This window comes from Rothia sp. 27098_8_27 (assembly GCF_041432805.1).
Lineage (GTDB): Bacteria > Actinomycetota > Actinomycetes > Actinomycetales > Micrococcaceae > Rothia > Rothia mucilaginosa.
Window position 1 is genome coordinate 137,732 of record NZ_JAPWAJ010000006.1, and the last position, 22,450, is coordinate 160,181.

Genomic DNA, 22,450 nt, shown 5'->3' on the forward strand with positions numbered 1-22,450 from the left:
ATTGGTGTTTGAAAGGAAATACGTTTGGCCGAAGAGAAGAAGTGGTGGGACGGAGATAAAAAGCTCCGCACTACCGGAGAATTGGTGTCTGACGGAGGGCTCTCCGGTGCAGTCATGTCGATTCTCTATCTGATCATCGGTATAGCAGTGTGGGGCGGCATCGGTTACCTCGGTGACCTGGTCTTCTCCACCACCTGGCTGGTGTGGGTTGGTGTCTTGATTGGCGCTATCGGAGGTTTGACCCTCGTCTTTACCCATATGACCAGGCAGAATAAAGACCGCTAGGTCATTGAACGCGGACCGCTAGGTCACACATTCATCCATGTAGTTAGCATGTCAGTCGTTTATAGGCAGACATGGGCTCTTGAAGCCACTAGTAGCAAGAAAGGACTTGCTTTGATCGAGAACGGGTTGATCCTCGCGGAAGCCTATGTGCCGCCGACCCCCGAAGACATGCATCTGCCCCCCTTCTTCACCATTGGTGATTTCGCTTTCGGTAAGCAGAACGTACTGATTCTGCTGTCCGTGGTGATTATCGCGGTCTTCTTCCTCACCGCAGCACGTAAGCGCGCCATGGTTCCCGGCAAGACTCAGTTCATCGCTGAGTCCGGCTACATGTTTGCTCGTAACTCCCTCGGTAAGGAAACCCTGGGCGTACAGCACTACAAGCCGTTCGTGCCGATTCTGTTCGCCTCCTTCTTCTTCGTTCTGGTGAACAACCTCTACGGTTCGATTCCGTTTGTTCAGCTGCCCTCCTTCTCCCACTCCGGTAGCGCCTACGCACTGGCTGGCGTAGCGTACCTGACCTGGGTTGGCGTTGGTATCAAGCGCAAGGGCCTGGGCGGCTTCTTCAAGGACATCACCATGCCTTCGGGTCTGCCGGTGTGGATTTACCCCATCCTGATCCCGATCGAGTTCTTCTCGAACCTGCTGATTCGTCCCGCAACTCACGCACTGCGTCTCTTCGCGACCATGTTCGGTGGTCACCTGGCGCTGATGGTTGCATCCAGCATGGTGACCTACATGGTTGAGACTCTGGGTGGCATCGGCTACCTGGCTGCTATTGCTCCCGGTGCTCTGGGCATATTCCTGTACTTCCTGGAATTCATGATTCAGTGCATCCAGGCTTATGTGTTCGCTCTGCTGCTGGCTGTGTACCTGCAGGGCTCGGTTTCCGAGGGACACTAAACTCTCTAGTTTTTTAGGTTTTCGCGTTCGTCATTGGGCGTGAATAAAGCAACCCACACGTTCACTGTGCGGGCTATTAACTCAAATCAAACTCTGTTCGGTCCGGGTATGTTCCCGGTCGAACACTGTTGAAAGGAAAAATAATGGTTGGTTCCATCACTGCGGTTGGCTACGGTCTGGCAGCTATTGGCGGCGGCATCGGCGTGGGTCTGATCTTCGCGGCATACATGACCAGCGTTGCTCGTCAGCCCGAGTCCCAGAAGACCCTGCAGCCCATGCTGTTCATGGGCTTCGCACTGGTCGAGGCACTGGCAATTCTGGGCCTGGTTCTCGTCTTCATCAAGTAACCGGCTCTGCCACATCCTAAACGACCCATCCCATAGAACAGGATTCCCTCCATGATTTATCTGGCAAGCGAAGGGGGAGCGGAGGCAACTTCGAACCCCCTGATTCCCGACGTCGGGGAAATTGTCATTACCCTCATCGGATTCCTGATCCTCTACTACATCGTTGCTAAGTACGTTGTCCCGGCGTTCGAGAAGATCTACCAGGACCGTAAGGAAGCAATCGAAGGTGGCCTTGCCAAGGCCGAGAAGGCACAGGCAGAGGCTGCAGCGGCTCGCGATGAGTACACCCAGCAGCTCGAAAGCGCTCGACTGGAGGCTCAGAAGATTCGTGAAGAGGCACGCGCAGAGGGCGAGGCAATCATTGCCGATGCTCGCGAGCGTGCAACCGCTGAGGCTCAGCGCATTAGCGATAATGCAGCAAAGGCTATCGAGGCAGAGCGTGCGGCAGCAGCAGTGTCCCTCCGTTCCGAGGTTGGCACTCTTGCTACGACCCTTGCCGGCAAGATTGTGGGCGAAGCCCTCAACGATGATGAGCGATCGGCCCGTGTGGTAGATCGTTTTCTTGCTGACCTTGAAACCGAGAAGCAGAACGCAGGTGCGGCTCGGTAATGGCAGGAGTATCTACTGAATCACTGAGCAAGGTGGAAGAGGTGCTGGAAGCTCACGCTTCCCTGCAGCCCCTGAACCTGGCGAGCGAGCTTTTCGCTGTGGTTGATGTTCTCGACCACAACGGCACCCTGCGCCGTGCTGTCACCGATTCTTCGCGTGATGCAGCAGCACGTCAGGGTATCGCTAACACCGTCTTCGGCGGCAAGATCTCTTCTCAGGCTATGGCTGTGTTCACCAATGCGGTGGCTCAGCGCTGGTCTGATGATGCTGATCTGGCGAACGCCCTGGAGCGTGCAGCAGTGCTCGCCGTGACCGCATCGGCTCAGTCTCGCGGTGGCGTGGATGCCCTGGACGAGGTGCTCAACGAACTACTCACCTTTGTGCGTACCGTTGATTCCAACGCTCAGGCGCAGGAAGCGCTGTCCGACCATCAGGCAAGCAAAGAAGCAAAGAAGAAGCTCGCCGTGGCGCTCGGTGGCCCCGCCACCACCGCCGAAGGTGTGCTTCTGCTCGAACGAGTTGGCTCCAACCCCCGCGGCCGTCACGCTGCACGGGTAGCCGATGAGTTCGCAGAAATCATCGTCACGCGACAGAACCGTTACATTGCGCGAGTAACTAGCGCGATTGCGCTGTCGCAGGCACAGCTTGAACGTCTCGGTCGCGCGCTCAACGCCGTGTACGGCCGTGAGCTGAAGCTCGACGTTTCGGTGGACCCCGCCGTTCTGGGCGGTCTGCGTGTTCAGGTGGGCGACGAGGTGATCGACGGTACCGTCGAGACCCGCATGTCCGACCTGACTCGTTCCATCGGCTAGCGGCTCAAGCTAGCGACGCTGAACCGTTCGTCGCAACGGTGATTTAGAAGATACCTCGGGTAGCGGGTGCGTGGCTGATGCCTCCTTCGCAGAAGCGGCGGCATTGCCCGCCCGTTCAACCCGAATTGCAAGTTTCGGTTGGTTCCGTTGACGGAACGCAACCACAATGAGAGAGCAGGGACACAAGATGGCCGAACTGACCATCAATGCCGAAGATGTCCGTAATGCGCTGAACGAGTTTGCAGCGTCTTACGAACCCGGCAATGCAGAACGTGTTGAGGTGGGTCGAGTTGTATCGGCCTCCGACGGTATCGCTCGTGTCGAGGGCCTTCCCTCGGTTATGGCGAATGAGCTGCTTCGTTTCGAAGACGGCACCCTCGGCCTCGCACAGAACCTGGATACCCGCAATATTGGTGTGATTGTCCTGGGTGACTTCACCGGTATTGAAGAGGGCCAGGTCGTACACCGCACCGGTGAGGTCCTCTCGGTGCCCGTTGGCGACGCGTACCTCGGTCGCGTTGTTGACCCCCTCGGTAACCCGATCGATGACCTGGGCCCCATTGAGTCCGAAGGTCGCCGTGCACTGGAGCTGCAGGCTCCCGGCGTGACCCAGCGTAAGTCGGTTCACGAGCCGCTGCAGACCGGTCTGAAGGCAATCGACTCGATGATTCCGATCGGTCGCGGTCAGCGTCAGCTGATCATTGGTGACCGCCAGACCGGTAAGACCGCTATCGCGATCGACACCATTCTGAACCAGAAGGACAACTGGGCTTCCGGTGACCCCGAGAAGCAGGTTCGATGCATCTACGTGGCTGTTGGCCAGAAGGCATCCACCATTGCAGCTGTCCGCCACACCCTTGAGACTCGCGGCGCGCTGGAGTACACCACCATCGTGGCATCTCCCGCATCTGACGCAGCAGGCTTCAAGTACCTGGCACCCTACACCGGTTCGGCTATCGGCCAGCACTGGATGTACGGTGGCAAGCACGTCCTCATCATCTTCGACGACCTGTCGAAGCAGGCAGAAGCATACCGCGCTGTGTCCCTGCTGCTGCGCCGCCCGCCGGGACGTGAAGCATACCCCGGTGACGTCTTCTACCTGCACTCCCGCCTGCTGGAGCGTTGCGCTAAGCTCTCCGACGACCTCGGCGCAGGTTCGATGACCGGCTTCCCGATCATTGAGACCAAGGCAAACGACGTTTCCGCCTTCATTCCGACCAACGTCATCTCCATTACTGACGGCCAGATCTTCCTGCAGTCCGACCTGTTCAACGCTAACCAGCGTCCGGCAGTCGACGTCGGTATCTCCGTCTCCCGTGTTGGTGGTGCCGCACAGACCAAGGCTATGAAGAAGGTCTCCGGTACCCTGAAGCTGGAGCTGGCACAGTACCGTTCGATGGAAGCGTTCGCAATGTTCGCATCCGACCTGGACGATGCAACCAAGGCACAGCTGACCCGCGGTTCTCGCCTGACCGAGCTGCTGCGTCAGCCGCAGTACACCCCGTACGCAGTTGAAGAGCAGGTTGTCTCCATTTGGGCTGGTACCTCCGGTCACCTCGACGACATCGAGATTTCCGACGTGCTGCGCTTCGAGGAAGGCTTCATCGAGTACCTGCGTCACAAGACCTCGGTACTGACCGATATCGCTTCCTCCGGCAAGCTTGAGGATGACACCGTTGCAGCTCTGAAGTCCGCAGTTGCTGACTTCAAGCAGGGTTTCAAGTCTGAGGGCAGCAGCCACCTCGTCGACGCAGGTCACGAGGAGCACAAGGCAGCTCGCGATAGCGACATCACTCAGGAAACCATCGGTTAGCGATTAGTCCTCGCCTTCTCCCCGCCTCAGCTATGAGGCTGGGGCGGGGCAGAAAGCAAGGAGAAAGGAAGCTCTATGGGAGCCCAGATTAGGGTTTACCGACAGAAGATTGCTTCGACGTCGTCTATGAAGAAGATCTTCAAGGCGATGGAGATGATCGCGACCTCCCGCATTAACAAGGCTCGTAACGCTGCTCAGGCAGCCGGCCCTTACGCGAACGCTCTGACCCGCGTGGTGACTGCGGTTGCGACTCAGCACGGTATTAAGCACCCGCTGATTCACAAGCCGCACGAGTTCGGAACCTACGAACACCGTCGCTCCGCAATCCTGGTTGTTACCAGTGACCGCGGTCTGGCAGGTTCGTACTCCTCCGCTATCCTGCGTCGTACCGAATCTCTGATTGAGAGGCTGCGCTCTAACGGCCAGGAGGTACAGCTGTACCTGGTTGGCCGTAAGGCAAAGGCTTACTTCGAGTTCCGTGAGCGCCCCTACGCCCGTGCGTGGGAGGGGCACACCGATGCACCTCGTGTTGAAACTGCCGTCGAAATTCGTGACGCGCTGCTCGAAGCCTACGACCTGCCCTTCGAAGAGGGCGGCGTGGACGAACTGCACATCGTATACACCGAGTTCAAGTCGATGGTTGTTCAGGAACCCAAGATCCTGCGCCTGCTGCCCATCCACGTGGGTGACGCAAAGGCTATGGGCGAGGAAATCGTTCCCGACCAGGAACTGACCAAGGCTGAGTACGAGCAGGCGGCATCCTTCGAGTTCGAGCCCTCCGCCGAGGAAGTGCTCAACGCGCTGTTGCCGCGCTACATTGCATCGCGTATCTTCTCCTGCCTCCTGCAGGCAGCAGCAAGTGAGCTGGCATCCCGCCAGCGCGCGATGAAGACCGCAGGTGACAACGCTGAGACGCTGATTACCAAGTACACCCGTTTGATGAACAACGCACGTCAGGCGGAAATTACTCAGGAGCTCTCCGAAATCGTGGGCGGCGCAGACGCCCTCGGCTCCTAGTACTTGTACGCCAACGAAGCCATCAACTGTCCAAACTTTCTAAGTAAGTGAGAAATATGACTGCCACCTACAACGAATCGGTCTCCGCACCGACTCAGGGCGCAACGGGTCGTATTGCCCGCGTCATCGGCCCCGTGGTCGACGTCGAGTTCCCCGCCGGTCAGGTCCCCGAGATTTACAACGCTCTGACCACCGAGCTGACCCTCGACGGTCGCACCCGCACCATCACCTTCGAGACCGCACAGCACCTGGGCGACTCGATCGTTCGCGCTATCTCCCTGCAGCAGACTGACGGCCTGGTCCGCGGTCAGGCTGTAGTCGACACCGGCGCACCGATCTCCGTCCCCGTTGGTGACGGCGTGAAGGGCCACATCTTCAACGTTCTCGGTGACGCACTCGACGTGCCGAACTCCGAGATCAAGGCTGACACCTACTGGCCGATCCACCGTGCCGCTCCCGGCTTCGCAGAGCTGGAAGGCTCCACCGAAATGCTGGAGACTGGTATTAAGTCCATCGACCTTCTGACCCCCTACATCAAGGGCGGTAAGATTGGTCTGTTCGGTGGTGCAGGCGTGGGTAAGACCGTGCTGATCCAGGAAATGATTACCCGTGTGGCTCGTAACTTCGGTGGTACCTCCGTGTTCACCGGTGTTGGCGAGCGTACCCGTGAGGGTAACGACCTGTGGGTCGAAATGGAAGAAGCAGGCGTTCTGAAGGACACCGCTCTTGTGTTCGGCCAGATGGATGAGCCCCCGGGAACCCGTCTGCGCGTGGCACTGACCGGTCTGACCATGGCGGAGTACTTCCGCGATGTTCAGAACCAGGACGTGCTGCTGTTCATCGACAACATCTTCCGTTTCACTCAGGCAGGTTCTGAGGTTTCCACCCTGCTGGGCCGCATGCCCTCCGCAGTGGGTTACCAGCCGAACCTGGCGGACGAAATGGGTCTGCTGCAGGAGCGTATTACCTCCACCCGCGGTCACTCCATCACCTCCATGCAGGCAATTTACGTGCCTGCGGATGACTACACCGACCCGGCGCCGGCAACCACCTTCGCGCACCTGGATGCGACCACCGAGCTCTCTCGTGAAATCGCATCGCGCGGTCTGTACCCGGCAATTGACCCGCTGTCCTCCACCTCCCGAATTCTGGACGCACAGTACATCGGTCAGGAGCACTACGACACCGCAATTCGTGTGAAGGCTATTCTGCAGGAAAACAAGGAACTGCAGGACATCATCGCGATTCTGGGTGTGGACGAGCTCTCCGAGGAGCAGAAGATCGTCGTGGCACGTGCACGTCGTATCGAGCAGTTCCTCTCCCAGAACACCTACACTGCAAAGCAGTTCACCGGTGTCGAGGGTTCGACCGTTCCGCTGAAGGACACCATCGAGTCCTTCCAGATGATCTGCAACGGCGATGTCGACCACATCCCCGAGCAGGCGTTCTACAACATTGGTGGTATGGACGACGTTATGCGCCGCTACGAGGAAATCAAGGCACAGACTGGAGCTAAGTAATCATGGCTCTGAAAGTTGAAGTTGTTTCCCGCGAACGCGTCGTGTGGACTGGCGAAGCGAAGTACGTTCGTGCACGCTCCGTCAGCGGTGACCTCGGCATCCTGCCGGGCATGATCCCCACCTGCACGCTGCTGGCACAGGACGGCGAGCTGCTCATTGAACCCGTTGATGGTGAGCCCATTAAGACCATCCTCAACGCAGGTTTCTTGACCGTCTCGAACGATCACGTGACCATCGTTGCAAAGCACGCACAGATCTAAAGCTGGTTCCCCTCAGCGGGAATTAGCCACTGTGTACACCTCGCCGGTGTTCCACCCTGAAAGGGGAGGGGCACCGGCGATTGGTGTATCCGGGGGTAGATTGTTTACGCAGAACGAGAGTGTGCACAGAAAGAACGCGTGCGCCGAAAGAGCGCGGGCAGAAAGATGATGGGCTGAAAAGGGGCGCCTCCCATGGTCGGGAGGCGCCCCTCAAGCTATGTGCAGCTGCTTAGCCTAGAGCCGTTTAGAACAGACGGTCAGCTAGAACAGACGGTCAGCGGAGTCGTCCACGCCGCGCATCGCATCGTAGTCCAGGCTCACGCAGCGGATACCGCGGTCCTCAGCCAGGGTACGTGCCTGCGGCTTAATCGTCTGTGCCGCAAATACGCCGCGCACCGGTGCCAGCAGCGGGTCACGGTTGAGCAACTCCAGGTAACGGGTCAGCTGCTCCACACCGTCAATATCGCCCACACGCTTGAGCTCAACCGCCACGGAGACGCCGTGCGCATCCTTCGCCATGATGTCTACCGGACCGATAGCGGTCGGGTACTCGCGGCGCACCAGCGAATAGCCCTCACCGAGAGTGTGGATCTGCTCTGCGAGCAGACGCTGCAGATCAGCCTCCACACCGTCCTTGATGAGGCCGGGATCAACACCCAGGTCGGTGGCGTGCTCGTGCTCAATCTTGTAGATGCGAATCATGAGGCGGTCATCGCTCTTAGCTGCCTGAACGGTCCACAGCTGCTGAACATCGGACTCTAGGTCCTCACGGATGCTCTGCGGAACGTCCTCACGCTCAGCCACCAGCAGGGAGCAGGGAGGGCTCATCCAGTTCAGAGGCTTGTAGGAACCGCCGTCGGAGTGAATGAGGACGGAGCCGTCATTCTTGACCATCAGCAGGCGGGTAGCGCGGGGCAGGTGGGCGCGGAGGCGGCCCTCATAATCTACGGAGCATTCAGCAATGACAATACGCATCCGTCCACTCTAGCAGGTACGAGTGTTTGGCTCTAGCAGGTGAGGGTATGAGATAGGGAACCTGAGCTTGGTACAGGTCGCGGACGGGGCACAGCAGGGAAGTACGGCACAGAGCGGGGGAGTACCGCCTCAACATGAGTACCACGCCAGTATGAGGAAGAGCGCAGAGCGAACAGCGGCAGGGTAGGTAGATAGAGATAGCTGAGCAGCGCGGTAGAATAGGGCTCATGGCACGTAAGAATCATCCCGGCAGGCGAGTATCCGGCACCACCAGCGATAAGTGGCACCGTCAAGCACCCGCAGGGCGTGATATCAGCAGGATCCTCGACCCTGCACCTCGACTGGAACGTGACCGATACGGTGACTGGCTGGTGCAATACATTCCCGCCGTCAACGCCCAAAAAACCTACACCTGCCCCGAATGCTACCGCTCGATTCCGCCCAGAACAGCGCACCTGGTGGTGTGGCAGGAAAGCCACACGATGGGCCGTAGCCGCGCCATTGATGAGCGCAGGCACTGGCATCAGCATTGCTGGCGCACCCGCCGCAAATAGGCTGAACACTGCACTTAAGGTGCAGCCTAAGACTACATTCTTGACCAAAACCACATTCTCGAATCCATTTCTTGAAGGAACGCAATGAGCAACACCGCCGATATCACCCGCGCGCAGGAATTTGATCCCGCCCGCTACGTCTTCAGCACCGCCGCTGAGCCCACCCCCATTAAGGCACGTACTGTGCTTCCGGCACGCCGTGAGAACTTTACCGTCACCACTGCGGACGGCAAGCGCCTCGTCGGTGAACTCGCCCTGCCCGAAGGCGAAGTCAAGGCAACCCTGGTGACCTTCCACCCGCTACCCACCCACGGCGGCTACATGGACTCGCACGTGTACAAGAAGGCGTCCTTCCGCCTGCCGGCGCTGTCGAACATTGCGGTGCTGCGTTTCAACACTCGCGGCACCTCCTCGATTCGCGGCACCAGCGAAGGCGTCTTTGACGGCGGCTTTGCCGAGAAGAAGGACTTCGACGCAATCCTGAAGTTCGTACGCGAGCGCGCCCTGCCGAACCCCTGGCTGGTCGGCTGGTCCTTCGGCACCGAGCTGGTGCTCAAGTACGCGCCCGAATACGCGGACGAGTTCACCGGCGCTATTCTGCTCTCTCCGCCGCTGCACCGTGTGCACCCGGCTGAGCTGGACGAGTGGAATAAGATCTCGAACCCGCTGTACGCGCTGGTGCCCGAGCACGACGACTACCTGCAGCCTCCGGCGGCGTGTGAGCGTTTCGCGGCTGTACCGCGCACTCGGGTGATTCCCTTTGAGGGGTGCAAGCACCTGTGGGTGGGCGAGAAGTCCGTGCAGCAGGTCCTCAACACCGTGGTCAGCATCGTCACCGGTGCACCCACCGAACTGCCCACCGAATACAGCGGCCCGGTGGCAGAAGAAATCACTGAGCTCTAAAAGTTCGGCATAAAAACACGGCATAAAGCATGAAGGCGGCGGCTTTGGATAGAACATCCAAAGCCGCCGCCTTCGTATCTATACGCGATGCGTGCCCCGCGGGAAGAGTAGCGAGCGCGTAGAGAAACCTAGAGCTGTTTACAGCTGGAGGTGACTACAGTTGGGCGGTGACTATAACTGGTCTTGGCGAGGAATGAACACCTCACGCACCAGAATCAGCATGGAAGCTGCCACCGGAATAGCAATCAGCGCACCCAGCACGCCCCAGAGCGCGCCACCGGCAGCCACCGAAATAATCGCAACACCGGCAGGAACCGAGACAGCGCGAGCCATAATACGCGGAGAAATCAGGTACGCCTCCACCTGCAAGTACAGGAAGTACGCCACCGAAAACCACAGCGCCAGACTCCAGTCCTGAGTCAGCAGAATCAGCGAGGTCAAAATCAGCGCAATCACGCCACCAACCAGCGGAATGAACGCCAGAATCATAACGACCAAAGCCATCAACTGCGGGAAGCTAAAGCCCAAGAACAACATTATGAAGAATGCGAAGAGGGCGTTCAGAATGGCTACCATCGCCTGGCCCATCACGTAGTTACCCACCGACTCAGTAATCTTGTCGGTAATGTACTTGACACGCACACGCTTAGACGCCGGCGCCAAACGCACACCCCACGCCTTAATCGTGTCCATCGACGTGAGGAAGTACAGGGACAGGAACAGCACAATAATCACGCCGGTCACGCTCTGCGCCAGGGTAGAACCCGCAGAAACCAGGCTCGACATGAAGCTATTGACCTGCGAAGAGGAGAACGTCGACTCCAAGAACTTCGGGACGTTCTCATTCACCCAGGTGCTGATGCTAAAACGCTGATCAAGCTCGTGGTACCAATCAGAATCAATCGTGTTCTGATAAATACCCGGCGCGTACTGAACAAACTTAGACGCCTGCTCGCTAATGACCGGGCCAATCGTCATCACCAGACCGGTCACAGCGCCAGCAAAACCAGCAAGCACAGCAATCACGCCGATACCGCGCTTAATGCCCCAAGACTCCAGGCGGCGCACAATCGGGTCCAGACCCAGAGCAATGAAAATAGCGCCGGTCACCCAACCCACCAGGGCACCTACATTATTGAAAATGTAGTAGGCGAAGAGCGCCAGACCCACGCCCACGGTCATGAGGAAACCAAAAGCGACCGGGTTATGCATCATCGAGGTCTTGCCGTTGCCGACCACCTTCGGTGCGGGAGGCGCATCCTCAGAAGCGGCGGGGACCACCGGAATGGTATCCGTAGGAGGCATGGACGCGCGGCGGCGCTTGGAACGCACCTGGCTAATGCTTTCGGTTATCTCGCTGAAGGTCTCCGTTAACTGATCGGTGAGGGATTCCTTCTTGCGCGTCTCGGGGGACGATGTCGTCTCTGCGGGAGCTTCTGAGGCTTTCTTCTCGCTCATGCTCTTCCTTTCCGAATCATTCCGGGTATTTTTTCTCTACTGTGCCATTCTACCGGCTGGTTTACTTTGTTACGGCGTCCACGGTGAATCCCAAGGACAGGGGAGTGCATGTGGGAGAGGTATCTGCGCGCTGTTCAAGGATTAGCCTAAGCGCTAGTCCCTGCATGAGCTCAGAGCGTAGGCGGCAGGGAACGCGCGCTCGCAACGGCGCGTTGTGGGGATAATAGAGGAAGGAATGCGTGAAGGGTCTAGCCTGCACGCAACAATAGGTACAGAACGTAAAGGAGCCCAGGATGAGCATTATTTTTGATCCGGCAGACCGCGGCGCATCCCAGAACGCGGCACAGGGTAACGTCGCGCAGGGTGGTGCAGCACAGAACGGGGCTGTGCAGAACGGGGCAGCGCAGGAGATTCCCGCCTCCGTACGCAACGCCATGGAACTGAACCCCAACGCGGTACAGAACGCAGCGGCACAGTCTGCTGGTGCACAGGGCGGCGAGCAGGCCCCCTCCGCTCCCACCTGGCGCTACGAGGTCAACACCCCCGAAGAGTTCCAGAAGTTTGTGCAGCTCTCCAGCCAGGGTGCCGTGATTTTTGCGCTCTACGCACCGCACTCGCCGTCCTCCCTGCAGATGCTTGAGGGCGTACAGAAGCTCGTCGACTCCGCCGCGGGTAGTATGATTTGCGCCGCCGTGGATGTCACCAAGCTCCCCGAAGCTGCCCAGGCATTCGGCGTGAGCGGTGTGCCCGCGGGTGTTGCCGTTCTGGCGGGCCGCCCGGCACCGATTTACACCGGCCCGGTCAGCGCAGAAGACCTCGGCGATGTGCTCTCCCAGGTTCTTCAGCTCGCGGCACAGTACCAGCTGCCCGGCGGCTTCGACCCGGTCGTTCCCGAAGACGAAAAGCCCCTGCCGCCCCTGCACGCAGAAGCCGTCGCTGCCCTCGACCGCGGCGACCTGGAGGGTGCCCGCGCCGCATACCGCAAGGCAATTAGCGAGAACCCCGGCGATAAGGAAGCGAAGCTCGGCCTGGAACAGGTTGAACTGCTTGCCCGAGTGAAGGACCTGGACATGGCAACCGAACGCGCGGCGGCCGCGGCAGACCCCATGAACATTGACGCCGCGTTCAACGTAGCCGACCTGGACCTGGTCGGTGGCCATGTGGAGGACGCGTACAACCGTCTGCTGCGCCTGTTCAGCGCGATAGGTCCCGATGATAAGGCGCGTGTGCGCGAGCGTCTCGTGCAGCTCTTCGACGTGGTGGGTGCATCTGACCCGCGCACCGTCAAGGCGCGTGCGGCACTGACTATGGCGCTGTTCTAAAAGGCGCTGTCGCCTGGGAAACGTCATGAGCCGGTCTAGCTAGCTCTGGCTAATCTAGGCGGCTGAAACGTTGAATACGGACGGGCTATCGTCTACCCCCGCACTCGGGCTGCGGGGGAGGCTGTAGCCCGTTCTGCGTTCGCGGGTTTGAGCGGTTTTAAGGGTGGGGAGAGCAGGCGACTCAACCTGTCTGATAGCGCGGTTGGATGGCATCTATAGCACCCCGAAATGTCCATATTATGCATTGTGAGTACTTAATAATGCAGGTTTCATCACCAAACCTGCTAGACCTCATGGGGGGGTGGTAGGGTGAAAATATGAACACTAGTCACTTTCCCCAGGACCCGAACCCGCAAGAACCAGGTTCACCGCAGAACCCGGTACAAGAGACCAGCCCGGTACAAGAGACCGCAGTAGAGGCAACCCCCGCCGCGGCAGTACCTCAAGCTATAGTCCCCGAATTTGCAGCGCCGGAAGCTACAAACCTCGAGCCTGTAGCGCCGGAAGCTGTAGTTCCCGCATCGGTAGCACCGCAGCTACCCGTCACCCCGCAGACTATACCTGCAGCTGGCGCTCGCCCCGCCATCGAAATCCGCGGCCTCACCAAGGCATTCGGTCAGAAGGTCGCCGTCGACCGCATCAACCTCGACATCCCCTCCGGATCCTTCTACGGACTGGTCGGCCGCAACGGCGCCGGTAAAACCACCACCATCTCCATGGTCACCGGCATGCTCATGCCCAATGAAGGCACCGCCTACGTGCGCGGCATCGACATGTGGGCCGACCCGCTCAAGGCCAAAGCGCACCTGGGTGTGCTGCCCGACGGCGTGCATCTCTTCGACAAGCTCACCGGCGAGCAGCTCATCACCTACTCCGGCTACCTACACGGCATCGATAAGGAAACCGTCGCCTCCCGCGTCAAGGACCTGCTCGCCGCAATGGACCTGACCGACGCTGCGGGTCGTGCCGTTGCCGATTACTCCGCCGGTATGACCAAGAAGATTGCGCTCGCCGCCGCCCTTGTCCACGCGCCCTCCGTGCTGATTCTGGATGAGCCCTTCGAGGCGGTCGACCCGGTTTCTGCCGCTAATATTCAGGACATTCTGCGTGGCTTCGTTGCTTCCGGCGGTACCGTCGTCATCTCCTCGCACGTGATGGACCTTGTCCAGCGCCTGTGCGACCACGTAGCCGTCATGGACTCCGGCCGTATTCTCGCCGCCGGAACCGTCGACGAAGTACGCGCCGGCATGAGCCTTGAAGAACGATTCGTGCAGCTGGTCGGCGGCCGCACCTCCTCGGAAGGATTGTCATGGTTGGGCACCTCGTCTCACTAAAGTGGCAGTATGTGCTCGCCGCCTTCCGCCGTAGCATCTGGGCGCTCATCGGCCTGATTTTTGCGGCGCTCTACGCGGGCGGTATGCTCTTCGGCCTCGGCTCCGCATACTTTATCGCTAACTCGGAGGTACCCGAATACGGTCAGCTCGGAACCCTCCTGGTAGGCGCGGTTATTGCGCTCGCCTGGGCTATTGTCCCCATTTTCTTTAGCGGACTGGACGGCACCCTGGACGAGAGCCGATTCGTGCTCTTCCCCATCAAGCCCTCCACCCTGCAGAAGGGCCAGTTCCTCGGCGGGTTCGTGGGTATCCCCGGCATTGCCAGCATCATTGCCGTGCTGCTGGGTGCGATCGCGTTTATATCGCAACCGCTCGCGCTGGTCGTGTACCTCATCTGCTGCGTGCTCGGCCTTGCGAACCTCATGGTGTGGGCTCGTCTCGCCAACCGCCTGGGCATGGCGCTGAATGATAACCCGCGCATCGCCAACACCCTGATGATCGTTGCCATGCTACTGATGATGAGCGCCGGCTTTATCTTCGGTGGAACGATAACCTACCTGACCAAGCACTGGGAAGAGGTGCTGCCCTACCTGCCGTGGCTCAGCGTGACGCCCTTCGGGTCGGCATTTGCGGTGCCCTACTTTATGGCGACCGGCAATATGGGCACCGCCCTTGGTTGCCTGGCTCTGACCCTCGTCTACCTGGCTGGCGGATGGTGGCTGTGGGGTAAGAACCTGGCACGCTCCATGGCGAATGTGGGCGGTAGCGCGCACCACGCGAGCGCAGCTGAAGTCGCCGCGGGTGATTTGGGTCTGTTGGCACGGTTCCCCGCAACCCCGCGTGGTGCCGTGGCGGCACGAACCCTGCACTCATTTCTGAAAGACAACCGTCTGCAGCTGCTGACCGCAAGCACCGCCATGCTTTACCTGATACTGACGGTGGCTATGCCCCTGTTCCTGAGCTCTGTAGGCTCCTTCGAAAGTCGGGCCAGTTTTAACGGCGTCAACGCGGCTGAAGCTAACCAGATCATCAATAGCGGCGTGATGCAGCTCTTCGGATTCTGGATGTACTTCTGCACCGTCTTCACCGGCTACTACATGTGCTACCTCGTCTCCTACGACAACACCGCATTCAGCCTGCACGTGCTCTCCCCGCTACGCGGTATTGACGATCGTCTCGGCCGTCTCTGGGGTTACAGCATCCTGATGGTTCCGATCGTGGTGGTGATGGTGTTCGTCGCCTCAGCGGCAAATGGACACCTGGAGCTTTTCCCCATCGTGCTGATGCACCAGCTGGGCGTGCTCGCCGCAGCGGCTGGTATGGGCAGCGTGATGGACACCTTCATTAGCCCGCCCGTGGCGCCTCCGGGTGCTAACCCGTTCAAGAACCCGAAGAACAATGAGGGCTTCGCTAATCAGTTGCTGCTCATGCTCACCGTAATTCTGGTGATGCTCAGCGCGCTACCCGGCGGTATCTCGGTTGTTGTGTACATTTTCGTGACCCAAGATCTACTAACCCTCGTCTTCGGTGGCTTGATTCAGCTCCTGATTGGTGCTGCACTGCTCGTGGGCGGCGTGGCGTGGGGCGGCCACCGCTACGACAAAGTCAGCTCCAAGATGCTGGAGCGTGTGGCACGCTTCCAAGCGAACTAACAAGAGTCGAAGCTCCAGCACATCAGGAATAAAAGAGATGGGTTCCGTGTTAGGTACTAAGCCTGGCGCGGAACCCCTTTTCTATGCTTCTATGCCGCCCGAAATTCTAGCCCCGAACTTCTGACGGAAAGAAGCTCACCGCAATACCTAAGAGCCTATGGCCAAGCTGTGGTCTGCCTCCATGTTGACCGCCCGTGGGCTCAGTACCTCCCAACTGCTACTAAAATAGAGAAGGCGCCGATCACCCAACCGTGCAGCGGCGCCCCTCACCCTATGTATCCCACCTCATCATCAAGGAGAAACATGAGCTCGATCGAAGGCATCGAAGACCCCTTTGGCCCCGGAACCGCAGGCGGCACCGCCCTGCTCGAACGCGAAGAAACCCAGCTTTCTGAGCCCGGCGACCACGAGCGCTTCTCCCACTACGTACGCAAGGAAAAGATCCTCGAATCGGCGCTGACCGGTGAACCCGTGCGCGCCCTCTGCGGCAAAATGTGGGTACCCGGCCGCGACCCGCAGAAGTTCCCCGTCTGCCCCCAGTGCAAGGAAATCTACGAAGGCCTCGCACCCGGCAACGACGGCGACAACGGCTCCGGCGAATAATACGCGCCAGGCGACACGCCTGAGACAAATACGCCTGAATAAATACGAATAAATAACACGCCGCAGCAGCAAGACTCAACGGCCCAACACCGCTCATGAGACTTTGCTGACGAGCACCAAATTCTTGCACCACAGCCCGGCAACAACCTGCGGATGTGGTGCTAGAATTTAACCTCGCTGTGCCCGGACCGCCAGAGCACCAGAAACACCAGAGCGCTAAGAACACCAGAGCACTAGGAACACCAGAGTGCCCACCACCTCCACACGGGGGAGGAACGCCCTGCGCTGAGTCGGCGGGAGGAATCAGTAGAGGTAGACGAGGAAGAAGGAGAGAATGAGCGCACCCGCAGAGGAACCCACACTATTCGACAGTATGGTGAAGCCGAAGCTCTCCCCGGCATACCCCGACCGCGCCCCCTGGGGTACTTCCGTCAGCCTGCGCGCCTGGCAGGCAGAAGCCATGCAGAAGTACTTCGAAACCAACCCCCGCGACTTCATGGCTGTCGCAACCCCCGGCGCGGGTAAAACCACGTTTGCGCTGACCCTCGCCAAGGAACTATTTAACCGCGGCACGGTCCGCCAGCTCATCGTTGTGGCGCCGACCGACCACCTGAAGAAGCAGTGGGCTGACGCCGCCGCAAAGGTCGGCATTCCTATTGACCCGAACTTCAAGAACGCGGATGTGACCATCAGCCGCCACTACAAGGGTGTGGCGCTGACCTACGCGCAGGTGGCGAATAAGCCGCAGCTGCACGCCCGCAACACCGAGGAAACGAAAACCCTCGTAATTTTTGACGAGATTCACCACGCCGGTGATTCGCTGTCCTGGGGCGACGGCCTGCGTGAAGCGTTCGACGACGCGACCCGCCGCGTGGCGCTGACCGGTACCCCGTTCCGTTCGGACACCTCCCCGATTCCGTTCGTCACCTACGAGGTCGACAATGACGGTATCCGCCGCTCCAAAGCGGACTACTCCTACGGTTACGGCCCCGCGCTGAAGGACCACGTGGTGCGCCCGGTCATCTTCATGGCGTACTCGGGCCAGATGCGTTGGCGCACCTCCGCTGGTGAGGAAATGGCGGCAAACCTCGGCGAAGGCTTCACCAAGGACATCACCTCCCAGGCATGGCGCACCGCCCTCGACCCCAACGGAGAATGGATTCCGACCGTGCTCGCGGCGGCCGATAAGCGCCTGACTGAGGTGCGCCGCACCGTGCCCGACGCCGGTGCGCTCGTCATCGCAACCGACCACGCGGACGCCAAAGCCTACGCCGAACAGATCCAGAAAATCACCGGCGAATACCCCGCCGTGATCCTCTCTGACGACCGTGAAGCCTCCGCGAAAATTGACGAATTCCGTGAAGGCATGCAGCGCTGGATGGTCGCCGTGCGCATGGTATCCGAAGGCGTGGACGTGCCCCGCCTCGCCGTGGGCGTGTACGCCACCAGCACCAGCACCCCGCTGTTCTTCGCGCAGGCTATTGGTCGTTTCGTGCGTGCCCGCAAGCGCGGCGAAACCGCGTCCGTGTTCCTACCCTCGGTGCCGCAGCTGATGATGCTCGCCAACGACATGGAAGTAGAACGCGACCACGCCCTCGACCGCGGCGCACCCCAGGAAATCGACCCCATGGTCGAGGGGCTGGACGACCATCTGCTCGAGGAAGCAAACCGTGAGGAACGCGCCTCCGAGCAGCTGGCACGCGGCAAGTTCGAGGCGCTCGGCTCCGAGGCGTCCTTCCACGGCGTGCTGTTCGACGGCGCCGAGTTCGCCTCCGGCAACCTTGCCGTGGGTAGTGAGGAGGAGCAGGACTTCCTGGGTATTCCGGGTCTGCTGGACGCCGAGCAGGTCGGTACGCTGCTGCGCGCGCATCAGCGTGAACACGCGGCACGTCGCCCGGCGACGGCGGCACCTTCGGTGGTGGATCACCGCCAGCTGAAGGAGCTACGCAATAAGCTGGCGAAGAATGTGGCGGCGTGGTCGATTCGTTCGGGTCAGCCGCACGGCGTGATTCACAATGAGCTGCGTAAGATTTGCGGCGGCCCGGCGGTTGCGCAGGCTTCTGCTGAGCAGATTCAGGCGCGTATCGATAAGCTGTCGGACTGGTTCGTGGGTCGACGCTAGAACGTGGATAGAACGTAGAGAGAAGCCCTGCGGGTGTGTATGCGCTCGCGGGGCTTCTTGCGTTTTGTAGGGTAGCTGTAGTTCTTTGAGTGATTTTTACCTGAAGGTTTTCTCAGGTGCTTAAAAGCACATACGCGGAGAAATAAGTTGGATAGATAGTGGGAATAGGTGGTTCTTAAAAAACTTAATGTTGGTTTTTGCCCCCTAATTTGAGAAAAACATCGTCTGAAGGTTGTTTATGGAAGATATACCAGAGGGATTTAGGGGAGAAATGTGTGTGAATAAAAGTTCAAGTACTGGTTGAATACTGCACGTCAAAGTGGGTTTATGGAAGATTATGTGCGTTTTTCGCTTGAAATTTTAATACGGGGGGGGGTATGCTTTCTCCAAGTGTTGGGTTTCCCTGTGCTTTTGAAGCTGACCTATGTGTTTTTGATCTTCTGGGCGTGCAGGGGCTGACGCTTGTATAGAAACATCATGCATTCACTCTCTTCTGCACGCTATCTTCACTTTTGTGTGTGCGTTTGCCCTGCGTGGATTTATCGGCCGCGTTCTTGGTGAGAGTGAGTGCCCAAGATATCACTCTCGAAGGACATACATGTCTACTAACATTTCTCGCCGCAAGGTTGTAGCTGGCGCAGCATGGGCTGCTCCGGTTGTTGCAGCATCTGCTGCAGTTCCCGCTTTTGCATCCTCCACTGAGTGCAAGCCCGAAGGCTCCGCAGCTTACAGCATCTCTGGTACCGCTGCAGGTGCTAAGACCGTCCAGAAGTTCAAGGTTCCTGCCAAGGTCGATAAGATTAGCTTCACGATTATCGGCGGTGCTGGTGGCACCGTGCTCAGCGATGCTGCTCAGGGTGGTTCTGGCGCTAAGCTGACCGGTACTATCGAGGTCAAGGAAGGTCAGGTTGTTGAAATTGTTGCTGCTGCCGGTGGTGTTGGCAAGCTTGTCAATGGCCGTCCTTCTGAGCCCGTCACCGGCGGTGAAGGTTACGGTAACGGTGGTAGCACCCCCGCGTTCACCATTCCCTCCGATGTTATCGCTGAGGTGAACAACCGCTGGGAAAAGGACTCTATGATTAAGCGTCCTGCCATGTACGGTTCTTCCGGTGGTGGTTCCTCCGCTCTGGTCGTCGATGGCACCGTGGTTGCTGTCGCTGGTGGCGGCGGCGGTGCGGGTATTACTGTGGCCGGTGGCTCTAACAATGTTGCACAGAAAGATCCCAAGGATGGTGCATACTACAACCCTAAGGCTATTGATGCCGGTTGGCGCCCCCGTAACATTCCTATTTCCGCACGTGTAGTTGGTGGTGGTGGCTCTGCAACCGCCGCTGCAGGTTCTGACGGTATCGAAGGTATCGATTACTACACTGAGCCGAAGGATCCCACTACCGGAGCATCTCGAATCTCTATCGGTAGCGCTGCTGGTAAGGGTGGTGCAAACGGTACCGGCGGCGCCGGTGCTGCAAAGCCCGGTCTGCCCACCGGCAACCGCTTCGACACCATTGGTTTCTCGAGTCAGAACAACCAGGTACTGTTCAGCTCCTCTGCGGCAGGTAACCAGGGTGGTAGCGGCTTCAACGGTAACGGTGCAGACGGTACTTCTGCATACTCCTACCAGCTGGACAACAATGACAAGAACACTCCGGAAACCGTGTACCCCGGTGGCGGTACTACCGGTACTCCTCGCTACATGACCTACCCTGACGTTGGCTTCAACTTCAACGGTCACCAGGCGATTGTTTCCTCCGGTGGTGGCGCAGGCTACGGTGGCGGTGGCTCCGGTGCTGCACGTGCACTCTCCGCGATTCTGGTCAACCAGAAGTGGAACGGTAACACTGCTCCCAATGGTCTGCGTCAGAACATTAGCTATGGTATCCAGGCTGGTGCCGGTGGTGCAGGTGGCTCTTACCTGGCTTCCAATGTCATTGATGGTGCTATTGAGTCTTCGGGCAACGGTGCAACCGGTGCCGGCGTTCGTAACCCCGGTTCCGTGGAGATTACCTTCTGCAAGCGCTCCTAATAGTGTGCGTATCCGAGTCCCCCTCTTGGGTTGCTCGGTGGGTTAGATACTAGCCCCTCCGGTTCTCCCGCTCCTGAAATTTTCCTCAGGAACGGGAGAACTGACCCCTAAGTTTTAGTCCCCCAGAGGTGCATCCGCGCGTATCTGGCATGAGGACTGTGTGCTTCTCTGGCGAGTGGTCTCTTGGTGTATTTTGGCCACTCACGGAGAACGCCATTGAGTGATGTCTCGTTGAGTCTCAACGACGAAACCAATGGCTTTTGAGGAAAAGGCTGGTAGTAATGCGCCAGCCTGAAGGCCCGCAGACACTTCGGTGTCTGCGGGCCTTCGCTATGTCTGAGAACTGCCGGGTTGAGCGAGGTCATGGCGTGGCGAGTTGAGAATGTTTTTCAGGGTCTATACTCTAGAAAATGAATATTGCACTCAGTGCATAAAGGTGTAAATTATTCACTCATCTCAATCCACACCCTCAACCCTCATGAAAGAAAACCCCATGCCTCACAACGCACACCCCACCCGCCGCACCATCCTCACCGGCGCAGCATGGGCACTGCCCATCATCGCATCCTCCGCAGCCGTACCCGCCTACGCCGCCAACGGTGCACAAACCGGCACCTCCCACACCATCAAGGGACAGGCAAACGGCCGCAAGACCGTCAAAACCTTCACCGTCCCGGCGGGCGTACGCGAACTCAGCTTCACCCTCACCGGCGGCGCTGGCGGCACCGTCATGGCACGCAGCCAGGGCGGATGCGGCGCCAAGGTCACCGGCACCGTCAGTGTCACCCCCGGCGCAACCGTAGAAATCGTCGCGGCAGCCGGCGGTATCGGCGTGCTTGAGCGCGTCACCCGCAACGGCGCAAGCTGGAACGAATCCAAGCCCGCAACCGGCGGTGAAGGCTACGGCAAGGGTGGCTCCTCCGCCGCTCAGGTCACCGTTCCCGCAGGTCCGAAGGCTATTATCGACACGGCAAATCCCCGCACCTACGGCAACCCCACTGCAGGCGACGGCGCACCCCACACTCACTTCAAGCGCAGCATTTACGCCGCATCCGGTGGCGGCTCCTCTGCACTGCTGGTCAACGGCACCGTGGTTGCTATCGCAGCAGGTGGCGGCGGCGGACATGTGCGTAACTCCAGCTCCACCGCACCGCTGCCCGGCTCCAGCTACGCCATTAGCCCGGTCTGCGGCCTGGAATGGGTACGCGGCGGCTCCGGCGGCAATGCAGAAGCCTCCATGGGCTATGAAGGTGCCGCCGCAAGCGACGCCTACAGCGTCGAGGCGAACCTGCAGATCATCGCAACCCCCGGCACGGGTGGCTCCGGCGGTCGAGGCGGCATGGGTGCTATCGCAGACCCCCTGCCCACCGGTGACCACGGTCTGGTCGGCTTCGGCTCCCAGAACAAGCAGGTCATCCACAGCACCAGTACCGCGGGCGCAACCGGCGGTAGCGGCTTCAATGCGAACGGTGCGGACGGCGTGGGCGCGTACGCCTACCAGTATGACAAGAACGACCCGAAGAACCTGACCGGTACCGCAACCGCACGAACCACCAGCATCACCATCAGCAAGAACTTCTTCGGCTACCAGACCGTAGTGTCTGCTGGTGGCGGTGCAGGCTACGGTGGTGGCGGCTCCGGCGTGGCGAACGCGGTTTCGGCAATCATCATCTCGCAGCAGTGGTGCAACAACCCGAAAAACCCGCGCCGCGCGGTCGGCTACGTTCAGCAGGGCGGCGCCGGTGGTGCAGGCGGATCCTACCTGGCGCCGAGCGTGCGTAACGGCGCGATCGTCGGCACTAAGGAGGTGCCGGCCGGCCCGAACGTGCGCGTGAACGGCATGGCGGAGGTCCGCTTTAAGTAAGCGGCTCAATCTGCTACATAACCGCAGAGGTTTCATGACCTCGGCTGGTTGCAGACACGCTAGGTTATGGGCAT

Annotated in this window: 20 protein-coding genes; 18 read left to right on the forward strand and 2 right to left on the reverse strand. The window is 59.4% G+C overall.

Features of this window, described 5'->3' with window-relative positions:
* The first annotated feature begins 24 nt into the window (after positions 1-24).
* From O3675_RS07710 to O3675_RS07750, 9 genes are all read left to right on the forward strand, one after another.
* Positions 25-285 (forward strand): hypothetical protein, encoded by a 261-nt coding sequence (locus O3675_RS07710; RefSeq protein WP_012903763.1) that lies wholly within the window; start codon positions 25-27, stop codon positions 283-285.
* Positions 286-396: 111 nt separating this feature from the next.
* Complete coding sequence (atpB, locus tag O3675_RS07715) at positions 397-1,188, forward strand: F0F1 ATP synthase subunit A (protein ID WP_049350327.1); 792 nt, start codon at positions 397-399, stop codon at positions 1,186-1,188.
* 143 nt (positions 1,189-1,331) lie between these two features.
* Positions 1,332-1,535, forward strand: coding sequence for an ATP synthase F0 subunit C (gene atpE, locus O3675_RS07720; protein ID WP_049350326.1), 204 nt, complete (start codon positions 1,332-1,334; stop codon positions 1,533-1,535).
* A gap of 51 nt (positions 1,536-1,586) precedes the next feature.
* Positions 1,587-2,144: a F0F1 ATP synthase subunit B gene (locus O3675_RS07725; RefSeq protein ID WP_049326923.1), complete on the forward strand. Its 558-nt coding sequence runs from the start codon at positions 1,587-1,589 to the stop codon at positions 2,142-2,144.
* Entirely contained in the window at positions 2,144-2,956 is an 813-nt protein-coding gene (locus O3675_RS07730; protein ID WP_070675079.1) for a F0F1 ATP synthase subunit delta, read from the forward strand. Before O3675_RS07725 ends, O3675_RS07730 begins: the two co-directional genes overlap by 1 nt.
* A gap of 187 nt (positions 2,957-3,143) precedes the next feature.
* Positions 3,144-4,769 (forward strand): F0F1 ATP synthase subunit alpha, encoded by a 1,626-nt coding sequence (gene atpA, locus O3675_RS07735; protein ID WP_049347479.1) that lies wholly within the window; start codon positions 3,144-3,146, stop codon positions 4,767-4,769.
* 75 nt (positions 4,770-4,844) lie between these two features.
* On the forward strand, positions 4,845-5,786 hold the full coding sequence (locus O3675_RS07740) for a F0F1 ATP synthase subunit gamma (RefSeq protein WP_049340654.1): 942 nt from the start codon (positions 4,845-4,847) through the stop codon (positions 5,784-5,786).
* 56 nt (positions 5,787-5,842) lie between these two features.
* Complete coding sequence (atpD, locus tag O3675_RS07745) at positions 5,843-7,306, forward strand: F0F1 ATP synthase subunit beta (RefSeq protein WP_005507810.1); 1,464 nt, start codon at positions 5,843-5,845, stop codon at positions 7,304-7,306.
* A gap of 2 nt (positions 7,307-7,308) precedes the next feature.
* Positions 7,309-7,566 (forward strand): F0F1 ATP synthase subunit epsilon, encoded by a 258-nt coding sequence (locus O3675_RS07750; RefSeq protein ID WP_049340652.1) that lies wholly within the window; start codon positions 7,309-7,311, stop codon positions 7,564-7,566.
* Positions 7,567-7,827: 261 nt separating this feature from the next.
* Here the strand turns inward: O3675_RS07750 and nucS are convergent, their stop codons facing one another.
* Positions 7,828-8,541 (reverse strand): endonuclease NucS, encoded by a 714-nt coding sequence (gene nucS, locus O3675_RS07755; protein WP_005506450.1) that lies wholly within the window; start codon positions 8,539-8,541, stop codon positions 7,828-7,830.
* A 227-nt stretch (positions 8,542-8,768) separates the two neighbouring features.
* On the opposite strand from nucS, the gene O3675_RS07760 reads away from it, so the two are divergent.
* On the forward strand, positions 8,769-9,095 hold the full coding sequence (locus tag O3675_RS07760) for an ATP/GTP-binding protein (RefSeq protein WP_080975040.1): 327 nt from the start codon (positions 8,769-8,771) through the stop codon (positions 9,093-9,095).
* 84 nt (positions 9,096-9,179) lie between these two features.
* Positions 9,180-9,998, forward strand: coding sequence for an alpha/beta hydrolase (locus tag O3675_RS07765; protein WP_303688247.1), 819 nt, complete (start codon positions 9,180-9,182; stop codon positions 9,996-9,998).
* A gap of 171 nt (positions 9,999-10,169) precedes the next feature.
* Here O3675_RS07765 and O3675_RS07770 read toward each other — a convergent pair whose 3' ends face one another.
* Positions 10,170-11,456, reverse strand: a complete 1,287-nt coding sequence (locus O3675_RS07770) for an AI-2E family transporter (RefSeq protein WP_303688246.1) — start codon at positions 11,454-11,456, stop codon at positions 10,170-10,172.
* A gap of 293 nt (positions 11,457-11,749) precedes the next feature.
* Here O3675_RS07770 and O3675_RS07775 point away from each other — a divergent pair, with 293 nt between their 5' ends.
* From O3675_RS07775 to O3675_RS07805, 7 genes are all read left to right on the forward strand, one after another.
* Positions 11,750-12,778: a co-chaperone YbbN gene (locus O3675_RS07775; RefSeq protein WP_371571870.1), complete on the forward strand. Its 1,029-nt coding sequence runs from the start codon at positions 11,750-11,752 to the stop codon at positions 12,776-12,778.
* A 317-nt stretch (positions 12,779-13,095) separates the two neighbouring features.
* Positions 13,096-14,112 carry an ATP-binding cassette domain-containing protein gene (locus O3675_RS07780; protein ID WP_371571872.1) on the forward strand — a complete coding sequence of 339 codons (1,017 nt, stop codon included), beginning with the start codon at positions 13,096-13,098 and terminating at the stop codon, positions 14,110-14,112.
* Positions 14,088-15,764: a transporter gene (locus O3675_RS07785; RefSeq protein ID WP_371571874.1), complete on the forward strand. Its 1,677-nt coding sequence runs from the start codon at positions 14,088-14,090 to the stop codon at positions 15,762-15,764. Before O3675_RS07780 ends, O3675_RS07785 begins: the two co-directional genes overlap by 25 nt.
* 303 nt (positions 15,765-16,067) lie before the next feature.
* Positions 16,068-16,367, forward strand: coding sequence for a DUF3039 domain-containing protein (locus tag O3675_RS07790; protein WP_005506434.1), 300 nt, complete (start codon positions 16,068-16,070; stop codon positions 16,365-16,367).
* 334 nt (positions 16,368-16,701) lie between these two features.
* Entirely contained in the window at positions 16,702-18,489 is a 1,788-nt protein-coding gene (locus O3675_RS07795) for a DEAD/DEAH box helicase (RefSeq protein WP_005507820.1), read from the forward strand.
* Between the two features lie 598 nt (positions 18,490-19,087).
* Complete coding sequence (locus tag O3675_RS07800; RefSeq protein WP_371571876.1) at positions 19,088-20,512, forward strand: transcriptional initiation protein Tat; 1,425 nt, start codon at positions 19,088-19,090, stop codon at positions 20,510-20,512.
* A gap of 493 nt (positions 20,513-21,005) precedes the next feature.
* Entirely contained in the window at positions 21,006-22,376 is a 1,371-nt protein-coding gene (locus O3675_RS07805) for a hypothetical protein (RefSeq protein ID WP_070666976.1), read from the forward strand.
* Positions 22,377-22,450 lie beyond the last annotated feature (74 nt).

Coding starts and splice junctions, on each gene's coding strand:
- atpE (WP_049350326.1), top strand. CDS start 1,332: ATGGTTGGTTCCATCACTGCGGTTGGCTACGGTCTGGCAGCTATTGGC.
- O3675_RS07725 (WP_049326923.1), top strand. CDS start 1,587: ATGATTTATCTGGCAAGCGAAGGGGGAGCGGAGGCAACTTCGAACCCC.
- O3675_RS07730 (WP_070675079.1), top strand. CDS start 2,144: ATGGCAGGAGTATCTACTGAATCACTGAGCAAGGTGGAAGAGGTGCTG.
- atpA (WP_049347479.1), top strand. CDS start 3,144: ATGGCCGAACTGACCATCAATGCCGAAGATGTCCGTAATGCGCTGAAC.
- O3675_RS07740 (WP_049340654.1), top strand. CDS start 4,845: ATGGGAGCCCAGATTAGGGTTTACCGACAGAAGATTGCTTCGACGTCG.
- atpD (WP_005507810.1), top strand. CDS start 5,843: ATGACTGCCACCTACAACGAATCGGTCTCCGCACCGACTCAGGGCGCA.
- O3675_RS07750 (WP_049340652.1), top strand. CDS start 7,309: ATGGCTCTGAAAGTTGAAGTTGTTTCCCGCGAACGCGTCGTGTGGACT.
- nucS (WP_005506450.1), bottom strand. CDS start 8,541: ATGCGTATTGTCATTGCTGAATGCTCCGTAGATTATGAGGGCCGCCTC.
- O3675_RS07760 (WP_080975040.1), top strand. CDS start 8,769: ATGGCACGTAAGAATCATCCCGGCAGGCGAGTATCCGGCACCACCAGC.
- O3675_RS07765 (WP_303688247.1), top strand. CDS start 9,180: ATGAGCAACACCGCCGATATCACCCGCGCGCAGGAATTTGATCCCGCC.
- O3675_RS07770 (WP_303688246.1), bottom strand. CDS start 11,456: ATGAGCGAGAAGAAAGCCTCAGAAGCTCCCGCAGAGACGACATCGTCC.
- O3675_RS07775 (WP_371571870.1), top strand. CDS start 11,750: ATGAGCATTATTTTTGATCCGGCAGACCGCGGCGCATCCCAGAACGCG.
- O3675_RS07780 (WP_371571872.1), top strand. CDS start 13,096: ATGAACACTAGTCACTTTCCCCAGGACCCGAACCCGCAAGAACCAGGT.
- O3675_RS07785 (WP_371571874.1), top strand. CDS start 14,088: ATGGTTGGGCACCTCGTCTCACTAAAGTGGCAGTATGTGCTCGCCGCC.
- O3675_RS07790 (WP_005506434.1), top strand. CDS start 16,068: ATGAGCTCGATCGAAGGCATCGAAGACCCCTTTGGCCCCGGAACCGCA.
- O3675_RS07795 (WP_005507820.1), top strand. CDS start 16,702: ATGAGCGCACCCGCAGAGGAACCCACACTATTCGACAGTATGGTGAAG.
- O3675_RS07800 (WP_371571876.1), top strand. CDS start 19,088: ATGTCTACTAACATTTCTCGCCGCAAGGTTGTAGCTGGCGCAGCATGG.
- O3675_RS07805 (WP_070666976.1), top strand. CDS start 21,006: ATGCCTCACAACGCACACCCCACCCGCCGCACCATCCTCACCGGCGCA.